Annotated in this window: 19 protein-coding genes; 3 read left to right on the forward strand and 16 right to left on the reverse strand. The window is 45.6% G+C overall.

What is annotated here, in order from left to right:
* Positions 1-78: 78 nt before the first annotated feature.
* Positions 79-3,945: a pentapeptide repeat-containing protein gene (locus MLD56_RS25660; protein WP_029518919.1), complete on the forward strand. Its 3,867-nt coding sequence runs from the start codon at positions 79-81 to the stop codon at positions 3,943-3,945.
* 764 nt (positions 3,946-4,709) lie between these two features.
* Here the strand turns inward: MLD56_RS25660 and MLD56_RS25665 are convergent.
* From MLD56_RS25665 to MLD56_RS25680, 4 genes are all read right to left on the reverse strand, one after another.
* The gene (locus tag MLD56_RS25665; RefSeq protein ID WP_029518920.1) at positions 4,710-5,198 is read right to left on the reverse strand and encodes a DinB family protein; all 489 of its coding nucleotides are present in this window, start codon (positions 5,196-5,198) and stop codon (positions 4,710-4,712) included.
* Positions 5,199-5,226: 28 nt separating this feature from the next.
* Positions 5,227-6,162, reverse strand: coding sequence for an AraC family transcriptional regulator (locus tag MLD56_RS25670; protein WP_029518921.1), 936 nt, complete (start codon positions 6,160-6,162; stop codon positions 5,227-5,229).
* Between the two features lie 123 nt (positions 6,163-6,285).
* Positions 6,286-6,453: a CxxH/CxxC protein gene (locus MLD56_RS25675; RefSeq protein WP_013373879.1), complete on the reverse strand. Its 168-nt coding sequence runs from the start codon at positions 6,451-6,453 to the stop codon at positions 6,286-6,288.
* 105 nt (positions 6,454-6,558) lie between these two features.
* A complete protein-coding gene (locus MLD56_RS25680) occupies positions 6,559-7,323 on the reverse strand; it encodes a class I SAM-dependent methyltransferase (RefSeq protein ID WP_029518922.1) in 765 nt (254 codons plus the stop codon).
* 232 nt (positions 7,324-7,555) lie between these two features.
* Here MLD56_RS25680 and MLD56_RS25685 point away from each other — a divergent pair, with 232 nt between their 5' ends.
* A complete protein-coding gene (locus tag MLD56_RS25685; protein ID WP_029518924.1) occupies positions 7,556-9,277 on the forward strand; it encodes a cellulase family glycosylhydrolase in 1,722 nt (573 codons plus the stop codon).
* A gap of 85 nt (positions 9,278-9,362) precedes the next feature.
* On the opposite strand, the gene MLD56_RS25690 is transcribed toward MLD56_RS25685, so the two are convergent.
* Positions 9,363-10,598: a S1C family serine protease gene (locus MLD56_RS25690; RefSeq protein WP_029518925.1), complete on the reverse strand. Its 1,236-nt coding sequence runs from the start codon at positions 10,596-10,598 to the stop codon at positions 9,363-9,365.
* Positions 10,599-11,100: 502 nt separating this feature from the next.
* Here MLD56_RS25690 and MLD56_RS25695 point away from each other — a divergent pair.
* On the forward strand, positions 11,101-11,307 hold the full coding sequence (locus tag MLD56_RS25695) for a hypothetical protein (protein ID WP_025723164.1): 207 nt from the start codon (positions 11,101-11,103) through the stop codon (positions 11,305-11,307).
* Here the strand turns inward: MLD56_RS25695 and MLD56_RS25700 are convergent.
* The 11 genes from MLD56_RS25700 to MLD56_RS25750 form a co-directional block, all read right to left on the reverse strand.
* A complete protein-coding gene (locus MLD56_RS25700; protein WP_029518927.1) occupies positions 11,276-12,082 on the reverse strand; it encodes an MBL fold metallo-hydrolase in 807 nt (268 codons plus the stop codon). The two genes, MLD56_RS25695 and MLD56_RS25700, sit on opposite strands and share 32 nt — an antisense overlap.
* A 6-nt stretch (positions 12,083-12,088) precedes the next feature.
* Positions 12,089-12,853 carry a two-component system regulatory protein YycI gene (gene yycI, locus MLD56_RS25705; protein ID WP_029518929.1) on the reverse strand — a complete coding sequence of 255 codons (765 nt, stop codon included), beginning with the start codon at positions 12,851-12,853 and terminating at the stop codon, positions 12,089-12,091.
* A gap of 18 nt (positions 12,854-12,871) precedes the next feature.
* A complete protein-coding gene (locus tag MLD56_RS25710; RefSeq protein ID WP_029518930.1) occupies positions 12,872-14,212 on the reverse strand; it encodes a YycH family regulatory protein in 1,341 nt (446 codons plus the stop codon).
* Positions 14,209-16,038 carry a cell wall metabolism sensor histidine kinase WalK gene (gene walK / locus MLD56_RS25715; protein ID WP_029518931.1) on the reverse strand — a complete coding sequence of 610 codons (1,830 nt, stop codon included), beginning with the start codon at positions 16,036-16,038 and terminating at the stop codon, positions 14,209-14,211. The genes MLD56_RS25710 and walK overlap by 4 nt, the downstream gene beginning before the upstream one ends.
* Positions 16,035-16,766 carry a response regulator YycF gene (gene yycF / locus MLD56_RS25720; RefSeq protein WP_029518933.1) on the reverse strand — a complete coding sequence of 244 codons (732 nt, stop codon included), beginning with the start codon at positions 16,764-16,766 and terminating at the stop codon, positions 16,035-16,037. The genes walK and yycF overlap by 4 nt, the downstream gene beginning before the upstream one ends.
* 231 nt (positions 16,767-16,997) lie before the next feature.
* Entirely contained in the window at positions 16,998-18,521 is a 1,524-nt protein-coding gene (locus MLD56_RS25725; RefSeq protein WP_029518934.1) for a M23 family metallopeptidase, read from the reverse strand.
* A 365-nt stretch (positions 18,522-18,886) separates the two neighbouring features.
* Entirely contained in the window at positions 18,887-19,543 is a 657-nt protein-coding gene (locus MLD56_RS25730; RefSeq protein ID WP_029518936.1) for a hypothetical protein, read from the reverse strand.
* A 147-nt stretch (positions 19,544-19,690) separates the two neighbouring features.
* On the reverse strand, positions 19,691-20,407 hold the full coding sequence (locus MLD56_RS25735; protein WP_029518938.1) for a GntR family transcriptional regulator: 717 nt from the start codon (positions 20,405-20,407) through the stop codon (positions 19,691-19,693).
* A 27-nt stretch (positions 20,408-20,434) separates the two neighbouring features.
* Complete coding sequence (locus MLD56_RS25740) at positions 20,435-21,442, reverse strand: CehA/McbA family metallohydrolase (protein ID WP_029518939.1); 1,008 nt, start codon at positions 21,440-21,442, stop codon at positions 20,435-20,437.
* Positions 21,435-21,902, reverse strand: coding sequence for a hypothetical protein (locus MLD56_RS25745; RefSeq protein WP_029518940.1), 468 nt, complete (start codon positions 21,900-21,902; stop codon positions 21,435-21,437). Before MLD56_RS25745 ends, MLD56_RS25740 begins: the two co-directional genes overlap by 8 nt.
* Positions 21,899-23,413 (reverse strand): hypothetical protein, encoded by a 1,515-nt coding sequence (locus MLD56_RS25750; RefSeq protein ID WP_029518941.1) that lies wholly within the window; start codon positions 23,411-23,413, stop codon positions 21,899-21,901. The genes MLD56_RS25745 and MLD56_RS25750 overlap by 4 nt, the downstream gene beginning before the upstream one ends.
* Positions 23,414-23,426: the final 13 nt, after the last annotated feature.

Raw genomic sequence — 23,426 nt, forward strand, 5'->3', positions numbered from 1 at the left:
CGTCTGACGATTCTTTGTATTCACTTACAAATAAAAATGAAAATTCTCAATATTTTCGAGAAGATGGGTGCGGTAAAAATGCAAGATGTAAATCTTCATATTTTCAAGAAAAATACAGATGCTCATTATACTCACCGTGGGTTCTTATTTCAGTATGCACTTACGCTTGAATTATGGCTCACCAACTATCTTAGTAAAAATGACATAATAATTTATTGCGAAGTCGAAGATGATATTAAAACAATAGATATTCAATCTTCTAGCACTAATTATAAACAAGCAAAGTGTTATTCTAATTCATTGTCACTAAGTGATAAGGGAGTCCAGAAATCCTTATACAATTTTTTCCTATTATATTTACAATCAGGAGAAGTTTATTTTGATTTTATTTCTTCTTCTAAACCCTCTAGTAGAGACAAACTACTGAATGAATGGATGAAAAATATGGGTAGCCTGTCTCAAGATTTACTTCTTAATTGTGAAGAGTATATTTATACTACAATTGGCCTGATTCTAAAAGAAGAATCAGAGAAAGCGCTTTTGAGAATTCATACAAATTCTGAAGTGAAAATTGAACTTAAAAACTCATATCAAAAAATCAAATTTTTATTAGATCAATCCGAAGTCCGCAAATCCTTTATAGAACGAATATCCTGGACTTTTATGGAGCTAGACCCTCAAGAGAGTGTAATCAATATAATAGCCAGTACTAAAACACACATTTCCAAACTTGAAAGAAAATTACCTACCCAACTACTTTATAGCAGACTTCTCACTGAGGTAGTTATGAAGTCTGCAAACCCTGATCCAAAAGCTAGATACTTGGACAATAATTTATTTGGTGAAATTCTGGAAGAAACTATAATGGAGATGCATTCTAATACTAATTCAGAACTGATCGAATTAATTGGTAAGTTTACATATGATTTGAATAGTATAAAAGTGGATGTATCTGATATTGACAATAAGGTAAACTATCATCTAGAGGAATATGGTATTAAGAGGCTTCATTCCGAATTTATTGAATATTCAAAAAATAAATTAAAAGAGTTTTCTGAACCTATTTTTAACGAAAACTTTAACTTATTTGATATTTTCGTTTTACCTGAACACAAAAGTTATGAATTCAAAGGCGAGTTTAAAGATCTAGAGGAGGATCTAGGTATTAAATTCAAATCAAAAAAGAAGCTTAAAGACATATCAGTAACCGAGTTATTTATTACTGAAACGATCATGGATGAAACAAAGAAGCCGATTTTTGTACATGGGGATCCTGGCGTAGGTAAAAGCACTTTCTCTAAATTTTTATTCTCCACTTTTATCGAAAAAAAACCAGATATAATAACAATTCATATTGATTTGAAGAGATTTAAATTTGTGAATAATTTCAAGATAGCTATCAAGCAGGAGTTTGAAGAGATTTTGCCTTCCTTCAAACTAATCCATTTAAAGAAATCTCGATTCTTAATCATTTTAGATGGTTTTGATGAACTACACCTAATTAGTGATGGACAAATGGATGATTTTTTAATGTCATTAAATGATTTTCAAAGGGATTATAGCAATGTGAACATTGTCTTAACAGGAAGAACAATTGTTTTTCAAGAATACTTAACATTGATCCCCAAGGGGTCTATTATAGTAGAAATTAAACACTTTTCACCACTTATGATTATAGAATGGGTTAAAAAGTGGTCAAAACTTAAAAATTATAATAAAGAGCTATCTACTGAAATAATAAACATAAATAAACATATGGATTATTACAGATTTAATAATGAGGATGATGATTCTTTAAGTAATAATAAGACTAGTATCAGTAATGTTGAAGAAGACCTCTTAGTAAGCTTACCTCTGTTTCTCTATCTTATTTGTACAATGCTATATGAAGATAATGATTTAAATCTAGAAGAATTAAATCAACTTGAAAAGTGGCAATTTTATAAGAGACTAATGGACTGGACATGTGCTACATCTAAATTCGATAATTCATTTAATCCGTTTCAAAAGCATATGGATTTTGAAGCCCTCTCAGAATATAAAAGAACATTTAACAAAAATATTTCTTTGTCTATGTACAAATCCAATAAATTCCATATAACAAATCGAGATATCCAGAACAGAGGATTACTACCTAAGTTTTTTGAATCTCTAATTTTAAACAGCGAAAATTTAATTAGTTCATTTATTGTCTTAAACTACATGAAGATTAACCACGAGACTGATATCAATGAAACTGCTTTTGAGTTTGTTCATAAAAGTTTTTATGAATATTTAGCCGCAGAAGCCTTGCTTGATATATTACTTTCTTTAGCAAATATTAATGAACAAGACGAAAGTTTGAAGGCTCACTTTTATACCAGCTTCTCAGGATTCAAGTTATCCAATGAAATTTTACAGTCTTTCTTGATACCAATGCTCGGTTCAATTGAATCAGAGAAGTTAAGATTAATCTATAACAACTTGAATCATCTATACAATAACTATGTGAAAAATCATCAATTTTTAAATGAGGAAAACACTGCATTTCTAAAAAAATTTTTCCTCCAATATCCAGGAAAAGCAGATAATAAAATAACGTTAGAATCTAATGTACTTTTCTCCCTTCTTAGACTGTTACCGTCTATTGCCAAATTATTAGGATTAACATTTAAAGTTAATTTATCTGACTTATCTAATCAACTTCGGAAAGTTGTACAATTCTCTAATGATGTATTCACTGTAGATGAACTACGATTTGACTTGGTTGATTTACAAAATTCAGAAATAACTAATGTTAGTTTAGTGAAAATAGAGTTAGAAAGTTCCAACTTGTCAAATTCTATTATTAAATTTTCAGATCTATCTTTTTCAAATTTGAATAGTGCACTTCTTTCTAGTATAAATATCCAATATAGTGACTTTGAAGGGGCCAACTTTGATTTTGCAGAACTGAAGTACGCAAATATAAGCGAAACAAACATGATAGATACAAGTTTTGTTGGAGCGACCCTAACAAAAATTAAATTATATAACTCTGATCTAACAAATTCAGCATTGGATCATAGTTATTTAAGTAATTCAGAACTTATTCAATGTGACTTAAGCGACGCTGTAATGGACGATTCTCATATTGAGGACACTATAATGATTTATGTCAATCTATCAGGGGCAAGCATGCAAAATAGTGTGTTCATTAATGTCAATTTATCGAACTCATTCTTATCATATTCTCAATTATGTAGATCAAAGCTCCAACACTCAAAACTTACATCATGTGACCTACGATTTGCTGATTTATATGGGGCCGATTTGAGCAACGTAGATCTGTCAAATGCAGACCTTTCAAATGTTGATCTCACAGATGCGAATCTTGAGAATGCAATACTGACTGGTGCTAACCTTACAAACTCAACTTTGTCTAATACCAATCTAAGAGGATGTAATTTGACTGGATGTATTTTTAACAAAGTTACTATAGAGAATGTAGACTTCTCATACTCGATATTGGATTCTACTGATCTAACAACATCTCAACTTAATAACTGTATTTTTTATAAAACTAGTATGAGATATACAAGAATTAGCACTCAAGATTTTTCGAATATATCAAACATGAAATGCGTAGATTTTTCTTTTAGTACAATCTCTTTCTCGAATTTCAATAATGTAAATTTAGAGGGTAGCGATTTAAGCAATACAAAAATCTATTCATGTTTATTTGAGAGTGCAAACTTTAACAATTGCAAATTTCATGCTACTAAATTGAAATGTTGTAAAATGCCATTAACCACATTTTTGAATTCAAAAGTTATAAGTACTAACTTTATTTTCTCCGAATTATTCGAAGCTAATTTTGGAAACACCGTACTTCAAAATGTACGGTTTAAAAAAACAAACTTGTCCTTTTCAAACATATACAATCGAAAAAAAGATGATAACTTCCTCAATGTACAATACCTATAAATTAATCTCTATTGGCGGGATAGTTCAAAACAACATTAGAATGCTAGTAGCATGCATAGACACCTCTAGCATTCTAAGAATTTCAGACTCTAATCTTTACGGTTCATAGCTATTAATTTTACCGCCGAAAAATCTGCTTTACCAGCAACAGCCGCATCGTTTGATAGCGCTAGTTCATCTTTCCAAAGCATAGCTTCTATTGATTACATTTAATCTCATTATCCACTAGCCCGTGGCTGCCACCGATGACGAACACCACATGGCTGCTTTCTTAGGCGCCGGAGCAATAGTATTCACTTGCAAACCCCTATTATACCCACATTTCCCCATACAAGGTGAGTGCTATACCTCTAGCTTAATGTATCCCAAAATCCGTTTGCCTTCCTTATCCTTAATGATCTTCACCTCAGCATTACTTAGGGTATCTGGTGTCTTTCATCAGAATTATTATGATTTAAAGCTCGAGATAAGGCATAAGACGTTTTGCATATTCTGCAATCCCTTGTACCAAATACTTTTCTTTTAATTGTCAGTCCAATAATCTGAATAAGCATACTTCCTCATTAGTCCCGCTCTAAGTGTAAACAATATAACTCCCATACCTCCGATTGTCCAAAAAGATAATGAAACTCATACAATCTGTTACACTATTTTCTATGTAACCCCCTCATGATCCAATGTCTACCTACAAAAAGCAAACTAAAAAAAAGAGCACCTAATAGGTGCTCCAGCTCATCTCCATCTTTTTACAGCTATACGCATACTCAAGCGTACAACATAAAAAAGCTCACTTCATGTCCTAGTTGCTTCAAATAATTGTAGATCTGTGAGCGGTGATGGAATACATGGGTCACGGTCTCAATCTGCCATTGAACCTGTAGATGCCCATGCTCCATATAAAAGGCCTTCGTCGAACGGTTCAGATAATCTTCTTCGCTAAGCGAAAGAATGTAAGTCTTATAAGCCTCGAAGTTTTCCCTGAAAGCCGCAGCCAAGCGCTCGGGATCTTCCACCCCGGACAGGCTGGTTTCAATCTCTCCTACTTCACCCTCGGACTTCTCCTGCATGATCGCAAGATCCGAAGCAGGAATAAGAACAAAGTGATGTACTAACTCCAGCAGCGAGCGGAAATTGTCCTGTGGACGAAAGCTCCAATCCTCTGGACGTATTTTACGGATCAAGGCTTCCCCCGTCCGTACTCCGGTCTCCAGCTCATTCAGTAAATGACCTCGAACTTGCAGCGTTCCACTCATATTCTCATCTCTCCTTTACCATTCTTATTCATATTTTGAGTATAGCCGAAGCCTCTGGGCGTGTATTGTAAAAATCGGACAACTTCCGTAAATCCTTAGCCGCAGTAAGCGGAGAATCTCCATAAAACCTGCGAAAATCGCGGATTAAATGCGCCTGATCGAAAAAGCTGTGCTTCAATGCCAGCTCCGTCCAATCCAGACTCCCGCCGCTTTGGATACTGTGTAGAACGCTCTGGAAGCGGACGACTTCACTGAACTTTTTGGGGCTGATCCCGATCCATTGCCCGAATTTGCGGTTAAGCTGTCTTTCACTGATCGCCTCACGCTCCGCAAGCTCCTTGACCCCCACTCTCCCACCGCTCACAAAGATGCGATGCAGCAGGTTTTTCATCAGGTCGCAATCGTTCGTGCGTTGGCGAAACAGAAGCTGGTTAAGATACTCATCCATTATGCGCACCCGTTCATTGAAATTCTGCGCTTCCATAATGCGCTCACCTATGACGGCGATGCTTTCGGGCCAGAGATCTTCCAAGCGATAATTACCGCCTGTAAACAAGTGAGTCGGCATCCCGTGAAAATAATGCGCACCACCCGGAAAAAAACGCACCGCAAAAATACGTGTCTCGGACCCTACTTGTCTGGTAGACACGAACGGATTCGTAAATGTCCCGCAGTACGAGAGTTCCTGACGCTTACTCACCGAGTCGTATTCTAATAGAATATCCGTACAGCCGTCAGGTAATACCCGCTCCATGGTTTCTTCCTGCGGCAGGCTTAACGAAGCGGTGTCTTCGTACGAAGCTGCTAGATTCCCCTCTACCACCCTATTAGCCGGACCGGACTCCCAATAGCAAGCTACATAAGCTCTCAGCGCGGCAGAGGGCTTTTGTTCGATATAATACGTGGACAGATCACTTCCATTGACTTGAAGGGGACGAAATAGTGAATGCAGCAAAGGGTCCATCCATCGTTCACTCCTGTCTCAGCACGTGGTGGGAATAAATATAGCTCTATGTATGGGGTGTTTTTGCAATAAATCCTGGTATACAAAAAGGACGTTTCTGCCCGAAACGCCCGTGCTTGTTTTTTAGACGACCAAAAACTCTGCTTTCTTCTCACATTCCTTGCACTTCACTGGAGGGTCCCAATCCGAAAATTTCGTTTCCTTGAGATCGACGACATCCGGTGCATCCTCGTATTCATCGACGAACATATCAATTGCCAGTTCCACATGCTCTTTACATACCACGTACATTCCAGTTGCATCCCTTTCCGTTTGAAGCTCTCCGTGTTGTAGGTGTGTCAAAACTGCCTTCTTTTGTTCTACCACACTTGACGCGGAAAGGAAAGGGCTTGCCTACTATCCCTGACGTTTGGTCTTAAAAATGAGGAAATTACTGACGTTCAGGTCTTCACGGAAATGGGGAAATTTCTCCAGCATGTCAGCAGACGGCTTCGGTTCGATCATTCCATCCAACAACAAACCCGCCACAACAATGGTCTGTACATAGCTGCCCAGCGTACGGTGAAAATACAAAAGCTTTTCCTCCTGATCATAAGGAATCGCTTGCTCCAGAGGGCCTTCGTTGAAATATTGATCCACTTTCCAATACAGCTTTTTCCCTGTCTCATCCTTCACCCATCCACTCTGCGGCGTCAGAAAGCACGGATGCAGAATAGAAAAAATAAAGTTACCTCCCGGAACTAATAACCGCCGCATTTCGGCAATCGCCCGCTCATAATGAGCCAAGTCCTGAATGACCATATTGGACACGATCAGATCAAAGCTCTGGTCCCCGAACATCTCCAGCTTTTCCAGATTGCCATGGTGATATGTAATTCCCAACGTTGACGGCGTTCGCTCTTTGGCTAGCCTCAGCATCTCTGTCGAGTAATCGACAGCCTCTACCAAAGCACCCGCCCTGGCCATTTTCCGGCTTAGATAGCCTTCGCCACAGCCGGCATCCAGCACTTTTTTGCCCTCAAGGGGTTCCATACAAGCTTGCAATGCCGGATTCAGCAGGACTTCGCGAGACCGATCCCCTTCCTCCGTGTACTTGGCCGTAAAGTTTTCTGCATGCATATCCCAGCGTCGAATGGCCTCTTCCGTGTCCCACTTATTCATATTCATCTCCTTCTTTCTTTTGTATTTACAAATCCGATGCTATACTACAATCCACGTAGGGCCATAGATTCTACACTCATTTCTGTATTTTTTCAATAATAACGCTTACAAATTTAAAATATCTAATTAACACATGATTTTTATATAAATTATACAGGTATTCCATATTCAAATAGTGTGGTAGTGTTTATTAGAAAGCGCTTTCAAAAATAACTTTGTAAAGGGGCCTGTTATGTTAAAACGAAGACCCGTTTCATTACTGTCGTTGACGCTTGCCATCACCCTATTATTATCTACGTTCGCATCCGTTGCCGCTGCTGCCGAATCTGACGGACAAGCACCGCAAGCTGCGGCTGCGAGCAGCCTGCAATCGTATGTGGAAGCCATGCAGCCTGGATGGAATTTGGGAAATTCTCTGGATGCTGTCGGGGCAGATGAGACAGCCTGGGGTAATCCGCGCATTACTCAGGCGTTGATTCAGCAAATTGCTGCCCAAGGGTACAAAAGCATACGCATCCCCGTCACCTGGGATAAGCACATTGGAGCCGCACCAACCTATACCGTTGAGTCCGCCTACATGAACCGTGTGGAAGAGGTTGTTCGCTGGGCACTGGACGTCAATCTGTACGTCATGATCAATGTCCATCATGATTCTTGGACGTGGGTAAGCAGTATGGAACCCAAACATGATGAGGTGCTGGCTCGCTATAACGCATTATGGACACAAATTGCCCCGCGCTTTAAAGATCAGCCTAACAAGCTAATGTTTGAAAGCATTAACGAACCTCGTTTCTCCGAAGGAGGGACTACGGATGAAGCGAAAATGAACCAGATGCTCCAGGAACTGAATATATCCTTCCACAAAATTGTCCGTGCTTCTGGCGGTAAAAATGCCACTCGTCCCCTTGTTCTGCCTGGTTTGGACACCGCACCTGCTCAGACCAAAATCAATGAGCTGTACAACACGATAACCAAGCTGAACGATCCCAACCTGATTGCCACCGTCCACTATTATGGTTATTGGCCTTTCAGTGTAAATATTGCAGGCCATACTACTTTTGATAAAGATACTAAAAACGATATCATCCAAACCTTTGATAACGTCTATAACACCTTTGTAGCCAAGGGGATTCCGGTCATTGTCGGTGAATATGGCCTGCTCGGCTTCGATAAACATACAGGCGTGATTGAACAGGGCGAAAAGCTAAAATTCTTCGAGTTCCTGACCTACTACATGAAGGAGAAGAAAATAACAGGCATACTCTGGGATAACGGCCAGCATTTTAATCGCACAACGTACAAATGGTCTGATCCCGAACTCTTTAATGTTATTAAAGCCAGCCTAAAAGGGCGTTCCTCCAATGCAGACCGTGACCTCATTCACTTGAAGAAAGGCACCTCTGCTCAGGACACCAAAGTCACCTTAAACCTGAACGGCAATCAGCTGAACACACTCAGTGCTAACAGCAAGCAACTGAAACAGGGCACCGACTATACGCTGAGCGGAGATACATTAACGTTCAAGGCCAGCTTGCTCACCAGCCTGACCACCTCCGGTAAATATGGGGAGAATGCCGCCATTACCGCTAAGTTTAACAAGGGGGCAGACTGGAATTTTAGAGTCGTCGTGTATGATACCCCAAAATTAAGTGCTGTCGAAGGGACTACTCAAGCCTTTACCATTCCAACAGACTTCCGTGGTAGCCAGCTTGCCACGATGGAAGCCGTGTATACGAATGGTGGTAACGCCGGTCCACAGGATTGGACACCCTATAAAGAATTTGGCAATACCTTTTCCCCTGCCTATGATGCCAATGGGATCAAGCTATTGCCTGAATTTTTTAATAGTGTAAAAGATGGTGAAGTCACGCTAAAGTTCCACTTCTGGAGCGGCGATGTGGTGACATACAAAATCACTAAGAGCGGAACCCGTGTAACGGGAACGACATCTTAATCTAAGGCGCAGCAGAAGATCGAAAAAGGCGTTCCCGGAACTAAGCCGGTGAACGCCTTTTTATAGTTAAGCCTATAATCATACCTTAGCCTTCCGGCTTATCTGTTAATTTTAACGTCATCGTTTCTTCCTTGCCTGCCCGGTAAAAAGTAACTTTCAGCTCATCGCCAATTTTCTTGTTATCGTACAAGTAGCGACGCAAATCAAGCGTAGAGTTAATCGGTTCGCTATCAAACGCTGTAATGACATCGTTCAGCTTCAAGCCAGCCTCTTTGGCAGGACCGTGGGCTTCCAGAACGACTGCTCCATTCTTCACGCTGTCCGGCAGCTTGAGCTCCTTGCGCTGAGTTTCATCCAGCGGTGCATATTCATTATTGAGATCGACCGTGTATACCCCCAGATAAGGGCGGGTGATCTTGCCGTCCTCAACCAGTTCATTCACCGTTTTCATTACCTCATTGGCGGGAATAGCGAAACCAAGTCCCTCAACACCAGTATCAGCGATTTTCATCGTATTGATGCCAATCACACGTCCGTCCAGATCGACCAGCGCGCCGCCGCTGTTTCCCTCATTAATCGCCGCATCGGTCTGGATGACATGCTGCTCCCAGTCATATACCCCATCCTGATTAATGGAAATCGGAATGATGCGATTCGTATAGCTTACTATACCGGAGGTAAGCGTATCTCCCAAGCCAAGCGGGTTGCCAATAGCAATGACCGTTTCACCCAGACGAAGTTTGCTGGAGTCGCCGATATCCGCTACTGTGCTAATGCCTTTATCGTCAACTGCCAGTACCGCGATATCACTAATGCGATCCTTCCCGATCAGCTTTGCCTCTTTTCTGACACCGTCTACCGTTACAATATCCAGATCATCCGATCCTTCGACCACATGGTTATTCGTCATAATGAAGGCTTTGCCCGAACTCACTCGGAAAATGACACCCGATCCAAGCGCGGATTGTTCCGTACTTTTACCCTCTTCATCTTTCAGATTCACGATGCTAACGACGGCTGGGCGCACTTTGGCTGCCGCCTGCACAATCCGGTCATACGGGTCACCCGCTGCTTGCCGCAAGGGATAGTGACTGGCTCCGCTTACCGCTGTAGTGGAGGGCAGACCTGTAATAAAACTGAACAGAAGCACGGCAATCACTGCACTGACTGCACCGCTAATGACAGCAGCTTGCACCGGACTTACTCCACGCTTCCTGTGTGGCCAACGTCCCCGTCCTCCACGGCGTGCCTTAAATGCCATTTTTTTAGCCGCACGTGTGGATACCTTCGTTGAATAAAAATCGTCCTCAAACAAGCCCATGCTAATCCTCTCCCCTTCGTTGTCATGCACCGACACTCACTAAAAAATTAGGGCTATTCGGGCTTGCGCCAACCTATGCTACAGAGAACCTGCTCCGTTGAACATCTCAAATGGATTGAATATCCCTTATCATCGGAATCCAGCAACCAATCGTTCCGGCCTACTTATTAATCACCACAAATGGTGCCTTCCTAAGCAACCGAATCTCATAAATTAGCATACACGCCGAATCTGACTCCGAATAGAGGAAAAAAGAGGAATGATTTCCAAACCAATGGACTACAATAGTAACAAGTCTTCTATTCTATTACAAAATGATCGTCTCATAGAGACGTTCTGGCCTGTTCCCGTCCGCTTAAAGCTGCCTATACTTTCGATGAGAGCCTTCCTTCAGAAAGCTTTCCGTTGTTAGCTTTATTGTATCACAGCACTTAGCAAAACCACAGGCAGAACCAAGCTCATTGCACGCCATTTCTAAAATATTTTTTAGGAGGAATATATGATGAATTCACATCGTTCGGCTATGGATGAAGTTCGCATGGCTGCCAAGCTGGCGGATTTGAAAGACGAGCATTACCGCAATACACTGGCGCTAAGTACATTGATTGAACTACTGGTGGACAAAGGCGTAGTGACCCGTGAAGAGGTAGAACGCAAAGCCGCCGAGCTGGACAGCTTTATGGCTCACTTACCTTATCCCAAGGTGTAGGACGATCATAGTACGTATCACACAGTCGAAATTCACTATCCTTGTAAAAACAGCCGCGGTCTTCCATCGCCCCGCGTACAGTCAGCTTCGCGAGTTCCATCATATTGTGGTCGCGGCTCAAATGTGCCAAATACGTTCGCTTCGTCCGTCCTGTCAGCAGCTCGCTAAGAATCGCGCCCGCCATCTCATTAGATAAATGACCGATATCGCTGAGAATACGGCGCTTGATGTTCCACGGATAACGACCCATACGTAGCATTTCCACATCATGATTAGACTCCAGCACCAATACATCCGCATCTGATATCGCCTGTTTCACTTTGTCGCTGACATAGCCAAGATCGGTCGCTACACTCAGCTTCTCCGCCCCATCATAAAAGCTATATCCTACAGGCTCGGCCGCATCATGGGATATACCAAAAGACTCCACGCGTAATGACTCAAATTCTCGCGTTGCGCCTGTCTCCAATATTCTACGGTTATCGTCTGCAATTTGCCCAACAGCATTGCTGATGGCAAACCATGTCTTCTCGTTAGCATATATAGGTAAATTATATTTACGCGCCATGGCGCCTAGTCCTTTAACATGATCGGAATGCTCATGCGTGACCAAAATACCATCCAACTCTTCTCCGCTCAGCTCGCGTTCTTTCAGCAATTCGTCAATACGCTTCGCGCTGAGACCCGCATCGATGAGCAATGTCGTGTCTTCGTTCCGCACAACGGTAGCGTTGCCGGTCGAACCGCTCGACAGCACGGTAAATGAAATCCCCATATCTGTTCAAGACCCTTCTGTATGTTCTGTCTTTGGACTAATGACATCTCCGTTCATCTGCACATAATACACACCTTTTCCGTTGTCCAGCATAAACCGCCACACGGGGGCAGCCACCTGACTATCGGAGTTAAAGGTCTGTCCGTAATAACCGAGCCGGATATCCTTCACAATCGTATCACGCGGCAAATAGCCGTCGATCAGCCTTGCCAGTGCTTTGGACGCAGGCAGCATTTTCTTTGCCTCATCCGAAGGCTGGAGCTCGACCTTAATTTTGCGATACCCTGTAATCTTTTGATTGCTGTAAAACAGAGCCAGCTTCACATTAAATAACGGCCATTTGCCCTGAACCAGCGGATGAAGTACAAAAGCATCTGCTTGTCCGGATGCCAATTCCTCCTGAACATCCAGCGGATCGTACTGAAAGTTATCGATATCCTTGATTTGTGGCTCCAATGCCTCCACTAGCGCATCATGGGTGAATACCAGTTTGCTATCCACTGGCTTCACCAGCTGCACACGATCATCCTTTTCTCCACTATGAACGTATGTGTAAGAGAGTTTAGGCAGCTGCGGGGTATCGCCGGGAATCGGAGCCAGCACCTGAATGCTTTTCTCTTCCATTAAACGCTGCGTATTTTCATCCAATGAAGTAAAATCCAGACTCGGCCCTGCCGTTTCCTGCGCATCATGCCACAATTGGTAACCCAATACCACATTGAGCAGCAAAAATGTACAGATCAATACGTTCTTGGCGCGGCTCCAATCCATTCCCGTTCCCCCTTCCTGTCACCTCTTTGTCTCCCGGTCTGGCTTCGTTTGTGTTGTGTTGGATGCTGTCGTTACAGGAACAGCAAGAATTTCTGCAACAGAACCGTCACCGAACGTAACGCGCCATTCAGGAGCAAGCTTCAATCCATCATTGGTCAGCTCCGGTTGATATACGGGAGTCAGATCTCGAATCGTCTTCCCTTTGCCTACAGTCTCCAGTCGCTTCTTCAAGGGCTCGCCGCCCGGCAGCATAACCTTCTTCGAGGATTGCTCTCCTCCCTTGAGATACAGCAACGAACGTTCATAGACAGAAGCCGTTTCCTGCTGGATTTGCAGCGAAATCGTACCAAAGCGGAACGATGGTGTGTCGAGCACTGGATAAGCACCATAATACTGCTGAAACATCACAGATGTACGATTTTCATCACTGCTTCTCAATTTCAGCTGATACGAAGCATCCCAACCGCCATGCTGATTCACGAAATCAACTGCGGCCAGCACATCCCTAATCGGGCTGCTTCCACCCGCTCCTGGCGCACTCGGATCGGTATAGCTCATCCAACGTTGCTCCTGCTTGATTTGCAGACTACGTTTGCTATCCGTATAAATTTGGGAGCCGTCCTTCTCCTGAATATTACGCGTAATCCCCGGATCGAAAAACAAATTCCGCTGCATTTGCTCTGTCGTAAACAATCCAGCATACACTACAGGCTGCGTAGTTTCCAGATCATCCACGGGAATGTAGTACTGATTATTTACCAGCTCGTACAACGGGGCATTTTTACCGAAATTCACATGCTGGCGGATGTCCTCTACTGTCATATCGAACTGGTTCGCCTCATACACCACATCGCCTCTGGCACTGAAAAAGAGCGCGTGTGGCTTGGCATTCTTTTCGTCTATATAGATCCAAATGCGGTTAATCGTCTCTCCCTGAAACACCGAATCCGGCGTCAGACGCATAACCCGCTCCAGTAATGAAACCGGGACTCCGCCTGAAAAGGATAATTCGATGCCTTCGTTTTCGCTGCGAATCTGTGCCCAGTCCGCCGATTGAATACTTCGACGTTGAAAGTTGTTAAAGCTTCGGCTTTCCAGCCGTGTATAAATTAAATCGTAAAAAGTAACACCCGGATAAAAAACGGTATGCTTCTTCTCACCTTGGTGAATTAGCATTTTATCAGGAAACACGAGGTTCTCAATCTTTTCCTCCTGCCCCATGCTTTCGGTTTTGACATAGTTCGTTTCTGAAGTGAGTACAGAATCACTGCCTGGAAGGCGGTAAATTAAAAAATAAGTCTGTACCAGGCTGGAAGCAACCAGCAAAATAAGCGTCCAGGACTTCAAACGTTCCTTCACTGTGCTTCCCTCCCTTCACTCGACATGGGTAGCGTAAAGGTCGTACAGGTTCCCTGACCGTATTCCGACTCCAGAAAAATCTGGCCCCCATGCGCCTTTACAATTTCCCGGGCAATCGACAGTCCCAGTCCCGTGCCGCCCATATTGCGCGATCTCGCCTTGTCTACACGATAAAACCGTTCAAAAATCCGGTCCAAGTCTTTTTTGGGAATACCAATTCCGGTGTCTTGTACCGAAATGGACAGCATTCCCTCACTGTTGCGGCGAGCTTCGATCCGAATACTTCCGCCATCTGGCGTATATTTCAGCGCATTGGACATCAGGTTGTCCAGCACCTGCTCAATTTGGTCCCGGTCGATCACGACTTTACCGATTCCCTGCTCTACGAACATCCCTGAGCGAATGTGTTTTTGCTTCATTTGAAAAGAAAACCGATCTGCGACTTCGTCCAGCATCTCCATCACATCGGCAGGTTGCATCCGCAAAGGCGCCTCATTGGAATCAAGCCGTGACAGATGCAGCAAATCCGTAACCAACCGGATCATACGCTCTGTCTCGTTGCGGATCACGCCCACAAAACGCTCTGCGAGCTGCGGTTCAGCCATCGCGCCGTCATCCAGCGCTTCAGCGTAGCTGCGGATGGTCGTCAACGGAGTGCGCAGCTCATGGGATACATTCGCTACGAATTCCCGCCGTGTCGTCTCCATCTCCTCCTGCTCCGTCACGTCCTGGAGCACGGCAATCGTCCCCGTAATGCCAATTTCCCGCCGATGAATCGGCGTGAATGTCACACGGATGACGATGGGTTCATCCTGACCAGCTGGCTCCAGCTGCAAGAGCGTGGAGGCCGAAGAACCGCTATACAGGGCCTCGGTTTCCTCCGGGTCGATCCCCAGCAGTACCGCGATATGCCTGCCGGTCATTTCGTTCTCGTTCACGCCCAGCATGGCGCTGGCCCGACGGTTGACCAGAATGACCCGGCCATTGTCATCAGTAGCGACCACACCGTCGCTCATATTGGTCAAGATGGAGGAGAGCTTCTCCTTCTCCTCTTCATTTTGGGACAGTGCCTCACGCAGACGGCCTGTCATATAGTTAAAGGCCACGCTGAGCCTACCGATCTCATCTTCACCAAATACAGGCATCTGCTGGTCGAATTTGCCCTCGGCAACCTCCGTTGCATGGCGTGTCATTACCTTGATCGGGTGCGTAATCGTATGGGCCAATACCACGCCCAGCACAGCCGTCAACGCGAGCGCAATGAGCATACCTGAGAGAAACACATTGTTAATGCGTTTCATCGTATCGTAGAGCTCGGTCATTGAAGCGGCGATGTATACCGCGCCGACAATCTTGCCTTGGCTGATAACGGGCTTGGCGACGACCTTCTTGCGGACATTATCTTCGTCCACCATGTATTCCTCGTTATCTCGGATTCCTTGGAGTGCGCGGCTGACTACTGTCTGCGTATTTTTGCGTCCGACATAATCGGCGTGTGAACCTTGGGAAGTAATTAATACTTTCCCGCTGGCATCCAGCACCTGAATTTCCGCGCCGCTGAAATCGAATAAATTATTCACGCGTGCACGTAGACTTTCCACGCTGTCCTCTTCCATTTTGCCGTCGCTGCCACTCAGATCCTGCTCCGCAAGCACGGACAGCATCTCCGCCCGTGCTTGCAAATCCTGCGTAAAATTACTCGTGAGGGAGTTCTTCATCGAGCTGACAAAATAAACCCCTATCAGCTGCATAGCCACCAAGATCAGTAGCACATAGATAATAATCAGCTTTGCATGAATGGTACGAAAGAAAGACAGCCATTTCATGCCCGCAGGCCACCTTTGCCCCCGCTCACGATATATCCAAGACCACGGCGTGTCAGGATGGTCTCCGGCTTGCTCGGATTCTCCTCAATCTTCTCGCGCAACCTCCGAATGGTCACATCCACTGTACGCACATCCCCGTAGTATTCGAAGCCCCATACTGCCTGGAGCAAATGCTCCCGCGTCATGACTTTTCCGGCATTCTTAGCCATGTAGTGCAATAGCTCATATTCGCGGTGCGTCAGGTCAAGCGGTGTTCCGTTTTTGTAAGCTGTATACATATCCGTATCAAAAAAGAGGTCGCCCACGCGCAGCCCCTGCTTATCCTCCTGCGGTCGGCTTTCCGACGCATCTGCCCTGCCGCGTTGCTGTCTGCGCATCTGCGCCTTCACCCGTGCCAGCAACTCCCGTGTGCTGAACGGTTTCGTTACATAATCGTCCGCGCCCAGCTCCAGCCCCAACACTTTGTCGATTTCGCCGTCCTTGGCGGTCAGCATAATAATCGGCGTCTGGAGCTGATGCCCGCGCACCTCGCGGCATACATCCATGCCGTCCATGCCCGGCAACATCAGGTCCAGCAGGATCAGATCAGGCTGCTGCTTGACCGCAATATCCACCGCGCTGATTCCATCGAAGGCGCAAATCACCTGATAGCCCTCTTTTTCTAAATTAAATTTCAAAATATCAGCGATGGGCTGCTCATCATCCACTACCAGAATCGTTCCTTGCATACAGCGTTCACCTCTTTTCACGGATCATCCTCTATAATAACTTTCGTTTGTCAGTACCTATAAGATGCTTATTCTATTCTATCATACCCGTGCGTCATTCCATTACTTCTTCAGACCCTTTTCTTTACGCAGAAAAAAACCATGCCTGCACCTACTGTTAAGCATGCAGAAAAACATGGCCTTTCTCATTGATCCTCATAAATCATGTAACTCTCGTTATAAACATCCAACCTATCTTAAATACGTCATTGGATTGCGTGGCGTATTATCTTTACGAATTTCAAAATGCAGATGCGTTCCGGTCGAGCGTCCTGTGTTCCCCATGACCCCGATCGACTCGCCTTGCTGAACCACCTGTCCTACATGAACGCCAATGCTGCTCAAATGCCCGTACACGGTTTGGTAGCCGTTGCCATGATCGATCATAATGACATTGCCGTATCCATTCTGCTGACCTGCAAATGATACTACGCCTTCATCTGATGCGTGAATGTCAGCACTACCGACCAAGTCCACACCCTCATGCATACGTCCCCAGCGTGCGCCAAAGCTACTCGACATCGATGCCCCGGACACCGGCCAAGCGAACTGTCCTGAGCCTTCTCCCACAACCTTCGTTCCTCTAAGAACCACCTCAGTAATAGACGGCTGTAGCACCTTTTGACCGAGCCATTCCTCTTGCACGACCTCACCGTTCTCCTTGGTCAAACGATAGTCCATCTCTTTAAGACCTGCTTGTCCCGGTCGGACCACTTTAGTAACTCCTGCCTTCAGTTCATCGCTCTGGCGAATCTCAACCTCAGGCTCGATGGCAATCTGTTCGACGACCTTCTCTACTGTTCGCACCGTAACCGGAGCCTTTGGAGCAGTAAGCTTCAATTCGTCCCCAATTTGCAAGTACAGCTCACGCGAGCCGGGATTGTTCTGCTTAATCTCCCAAGCAGTCATATTAAATTTAGTTGCAATCGACGACAGAGAATCGCCTTCTTGCACTGTATACGTGATAGGAGCCTCACGCCCCTCAGTCAACACTTTGACTGCCTCAGTCTCCGTCAGCACCTTGTTCGGGTCTGCTTTCACAGGCTCGTACGCGATTTTCTCACGGATACTGGCAGACTCCAGCCATGCTTTAGGGGTTTTAGTACTAGCACTCGCATGGCTGCTGCCCACGGATGTTTTGCGAACCAGCCCCTTGATGCCTGTAGATGTACCCTCACCCACAGGTGTGTACTTCTTCTGTACTTGCTTTAAAGCCGCCTGTGCAGTCGCTTTGTCCTTTACAATACCAACCGTCTGTCCGTTGACCTTCACTTCTACCCCTTTGGCATACGCTGTCAGCATACCATCCAGCTTCTTCAGCGTGGCTGCGCTGTCGATATCCGCTTTATACGCCTTCTCGATGCCTGTCGTTACTGCGCTCGTATTAAGCACCATATCCACGCCGGGATACTTGTCCTTATACTGTTTGTTCTTCGTTGCGTACAGCTGCTTAAGCTGTTGCTCATTCAAGATATTTCCGACCTCGACGCCCTTTACATACACTTTATAATAAGGAACTGTGTTAGCTCCGACATACTGATTACTCGCAAAAATAAGACTCCCTGCAATCACCACACCGCCTGCCGTCCAGCTCAGCCATTTTCTTCGACCGTTCCACCACTTTGCTAATTTCCCCGTTTCTACAGCAGACTTGTCTGCAACGTTGGAAGCTGCATTCCTGCTGTCTGGTGAATCCTGCTCCTTCAAAACCTTCATGACTCTCTCCTTTTCAGCATATCTTATCTCTATATAAATGCGTTCATTATTGGTCTTTCACACTATGAATCTAGCCTGTATTCACAAGCATCTATGATATTAGTCGCTATCTACCATTGCATAGTTGCGTAAAAGGTTTCAAAAATTTAACCTTTTCACAACACTGTTTACTTTAACATAGCCTTTACAAAGAATTCAACTACACCCCAATTACTTCCTGACACGCAAAAAAATCCGCGCATGGCGCGGATTCTACAGTCCTATTTTGAGCATAAGCATTGCCCATGAATTCATCTAGACAAACTAACCCATTTCGCTCTATATCTTGTTCATTGGAAGTCGCTTATTGGATTTTTGTAAAATACTTATTTAAGCAAAGCCATCAGCTTGTTATATTCCTCTTTGGTCAAATACTTCGCAAGCACCTGCTGAATATCCTGAAGCTCCTGCTCAGTGAGACCGCCTTCCATCGCGGCTGATATTTTCTGCATCTCCTCCGGCGGCAGCTTATTCATCAGAATTGCAAAAATTTCCTGTTTCTGTGCAGCCGGTAAGTTGTTCTTCTTCTCTGTCAAATGGTCGGGCGTAATCACTAAATCATGGCCTTCAATACTCGTTTCGGGTGTAGTTGTACCTTCTGCCTGCTTCCGTGACTCGTTGCCTGATGTTCCGGCCGACACAGCCCCCTTCTGAGATACCTTGCCATTGGCTGCGCCACCTGCCTCACTTCCGCTTTCTTCTAAGCCCTGTCCCATGACAGGCAACGCATCATCAGGCGGTGTTACACTTCCCGAGCCACTTCCTGTCGTCTTGTTCTTCCCCGTGTCTGTGCTTGGGTCAGTGCCCGCGCTGCCTTTTAGCCAACCCAATCCCCATATGGGCTGTTGATCAAGCTGAATGTTAAACTGCCGTAGCAGCGATTGAACATAAGCATTAACGACTACACCTGTCACTGCCAGCGTTAGTGCGCTAACCAACACGACCGTCATTCCTTTTTTGAGCAGCCATCCAAGCCACCTCATATCCCGTTACCTCCTTATACGCATCCTGCCATGTGTGTATCATCATGAAGTGCATATAGATCAGTATTGACGAGATATGACGATTTTTAACCCATGAAATATGTAAAACTAGCACCATTCAATAGGAGATGCCACATTCTAATTGAATTAGCGTGTACGACGCACCCAGAAACGAAAAATGTCACTGCGGACATAATCGAGGGAATACAGCACCTGCCTGTTCATTTCATCATAGTGAAGCTGCTTCAATAGTAATACCGTAGCCTGCGGATGCTTCAGCAGACGTGTCATATGTGCGTCGTCATAGTTTGGAACGGTAAGCTCGGAATAGGCTCCAACAATTCGTACCCCCGCCTTGAACTCAAGACTCTGAAAAAGCGAGCCTGAAAAAGAGTCATCTTCCAAAATGGGAGCGGCTAATTTCTCTGGCATCCAGTTTATAGAGTGGGCTACAGCCTCTCCGTTGGCAGTACGTGTACGCTCTAGAGCAATCATGGGCTCATGCTCGGAAAATCTCATCTGTTCGGCAATATCAGGAGGACAAACCGAAATTCTCTGAATGGATTCCAGCTGCTCGTCTTCCCGTAGCCCTGCCGAACGAATCATGTCCCCGATGCTGTACAGGCGGTCCAGCGAGCTTGGAATACTCGGTAGCGGGCAAGTCGCAAACGTGCCACTCCCGTGTTTTACTAGTAACTTACCTTCCGATTCCAGTTGGCGAATAGCTCCCCGTAGCGTCGTACGCGAGACACGAAACGATTGGGAAAGTGCAGTTTCCGACGGCAGCCGATCCCCCGGACCCATTTGATTAACCTTCATATATTCTTCTATACGCCGCTTTATGTTCTCTTGTTTTGTTGACACCGTCCGAAGCCCAGCCTTTCTATTGTGTTAAGCCATATAAATCGGATTCGTAAAAGCAATCATCATCACGCAGTCTTCCATGCAGCCGTAAAGCTCCGCTCGTATCCAGCCCTTTCCTAGCGGGTCTTGCAATGACAGCGTATATTCTCCTGTTTGGGCAGGGATCTGAATCTCCGAGCATATGCCTTGACTACTTGTCAGCAGAAGACGAAGATTCTGAGGCTTGAGATTATAATGGGCTGCTCTTGCTTCTACATTCAATTGAACCGTCACAGATAGTGGATCCTCTACAGTCAGCTCTATACATTCGCCGATGTGATAACGATGTTCTCTGCCCTTAATCTGCGCCCACATCGTCAGTAGCGGTCCCATCGTAACTGACACTGAACCGTGGCGAATCGCCTCAACTGCCCGGCCTTCTAAACCTTCTCGCTCTTCTGCTTCATCATGAACCCCCAGATATGTAACAGCCGGAAGTGAATCATCCGGTTTAGATACATGCCAGTCCCGACCGCTTACGGCAGTGATGCGATACCCCTGATTCAACAAATCGGTCCACATGGCAAACGCCCGCTGGCTATCCCGCTTAATAGATGGCATCAGCGTTGACCAGACCTCTATATAATCCACCTCGTGCCAATCCTGAATCGTGTACTCCCAAAAGCACCCCGTACAGATCGGACTTCCGATCCTGAACGGATGGGCAATCCCTGCAATGCCTCCCTGCTCATGCACCTGCCGAATCCCCTCATGAATGTCATCTGGCCCCAGCACACGCCAGTCGATAAAGCGGTCAACCCCAAGCGTCAGCATATGCCCGTAAAAGGTCGTCCACTCCATCCCTGAAATGATCGGGAGACCGAACTGCCGCTGAACCCCTTCCTGATCCGCAAGTGCCGATTGCGTGTTGTGATCCGTCATAGCGATGCATTCAAGTCCCAGATCCACTGCGCTTTGAACAAGCTCCTCCAGCGTGTGCTTGCCGTCGCTGTGAAGCGTATGGGTGTGAAGCTCAGCTGGAATCCATTTAAGCATATGCTGCTTCCTCCCCCAATACATGAATTTGGTAGGCAAGCGTCTCGGTCACAACGGCATGCAGACTGACCGTAATCCGCCACATGCCCGCCGGATGATCTCCTGCAAGGAACCCCGGCGAAGCCGCAGACGAACCGAGCCAATGCTCCTGCTGCATCTCGGGACGGTGCGCATTTCCCCGGTGACGGACAGGATCATCGACAGACAGCGTTAATAAATTTTGCAGCGGTATATACTTCTTCCATAGATCGGATGAATGCCCCGGCTCGTCGTATCCGTATTTGCACATGCTTTCCTCAATGATTCCTCGTGCTTGCTCTTGATCCTCCAATAACTTGGGCGTGTAAGAGAAGTGAATACGAATCGTTTCAGTCGGCTGCGGAATATGGAAGGAGTACGTAATATGGCTCTGGGTGCAGGTCCTGTCGACCGTTCCCTCCACATACAGCAGCCTGCTCATGACTGCCCATCCTTGCTGGACGGTTCATTTACAACTTGCTTCACCATATCATTCACAGGATGTCCTTCATCACCCGACACGTCTTTGTCGGCTGTCCATAAAACACCTACGGGTTGAAGCCGCGTCAGCTCAATCACCCGGTCTGTATGAATACCTGGAAACTGCGGGAGATTATCCTCGTTTAACGTAAAGGCACACAGTCCAGCCACTTCCATGCTGTCCGCACCGCCTTCCAGCAATACGGCTCTAATTTCAGCTATATCCTCAAGCACAGCCTCTCCAGATAGCTTGACCGTGGTAGAAAAATGTGACTCTGCCCCCTCATAAGCGGCTCTAAACTCCCCGAGTCTCAGATCATGGTGGCATGATGAATACCACTGCTCCGAGCCGTGAAGACGAAGCTGGATATCGACGCATGCATCTTCCTCGCGCCGATTGAAGCCCGGCCTGAATCCTGGAGACGATTCTCTGCCTGAATCCCGTAAGGGACGTTTGGAAGTCTGGATAAACACATAGCTACGCTGGTGTGCAAGTGCAATGGAAGACGCTTGTGACGGCATTTCCAGCTCCTGCTGACGTTCCATCTCCCATTGCGTAACCTGATAGGCAAAAGGAAAACGGCTCATGACCGCCTCACGCGGCTCTTCCTCTGGTTTCCACTGGAAAGCAGGCGGCAGCATAAAACGATAGTCCGATGAAATGTCATCCTTAAAGTTTCCATTGGTTGTTGCGGATTGGAGAACAGGATGCCCACCCAGATCATAACTGCCATTAAACGCAGTCGTAATATGATGTGCCCCCTGGAAAACAGCTTCCAGAACATTGCCCCCTGCATCTAGCTCGACGCGGTACATCCATTCGATATCGGTGGTTCTTCCCCATTTGCTCATAAGCAGCGGCGCGGGCGTTCCCTCATCTTCATGGCTGAACATCATCTGGTATTCGATGACCGTCTTCCCCTCGTTCACTTCTATGGAATAGAACAAAACAAGTGGTGTATCCGTAAAGCGATTCTCATAGGGATGTGACAGATTGCGGCCATATAAAAGCGGGGTATGGCAATAAATCAGTGATCTTGGAGAGGAATCAGCCACGCAGCGCAGTTCAACCCCGTCAATCCATGCTCGAGATACAAGCGGAGCCGATTCCAGTTCGCGGAATTCAGCATAGACCTCGTAATCGCCTTCTTTTAGGTATCCCAACAAACGGGTATACACTCCCTGACTGCTGCCATAGTACAAAATGACATCCTGATTATAGGCTTCATTCAGGTAGAGGCGTACGAAGGCAGATTCTCGATCTGTCGCAGCCCAGTCACTGTCTGATCTGGCGAACAGATCAAGCTCCGCGTATCCGTCTTCTGGCATGGAGAACCTAAACCGGAACCCGTTTCCCGGGCTGAGCTCAACCTCCGCTTTGTGTAAGGCAATCCGATAACCGCAATCCAGCAAATCCTTTTCCCACACTCGCCCACTAAACCCGGTAATTTGTACCTCTGCTTGGCTATTCATCCCTGTAACCTCC

The organism is Paenibacillus peoriae, assembly GCF_022531965.1.
GTDB lineage: Bacteria > Bacillota > Bacilli > Paenibacillales > Paenibacillaceae > Paenibacillus > Paenibacillus polymyxa_D.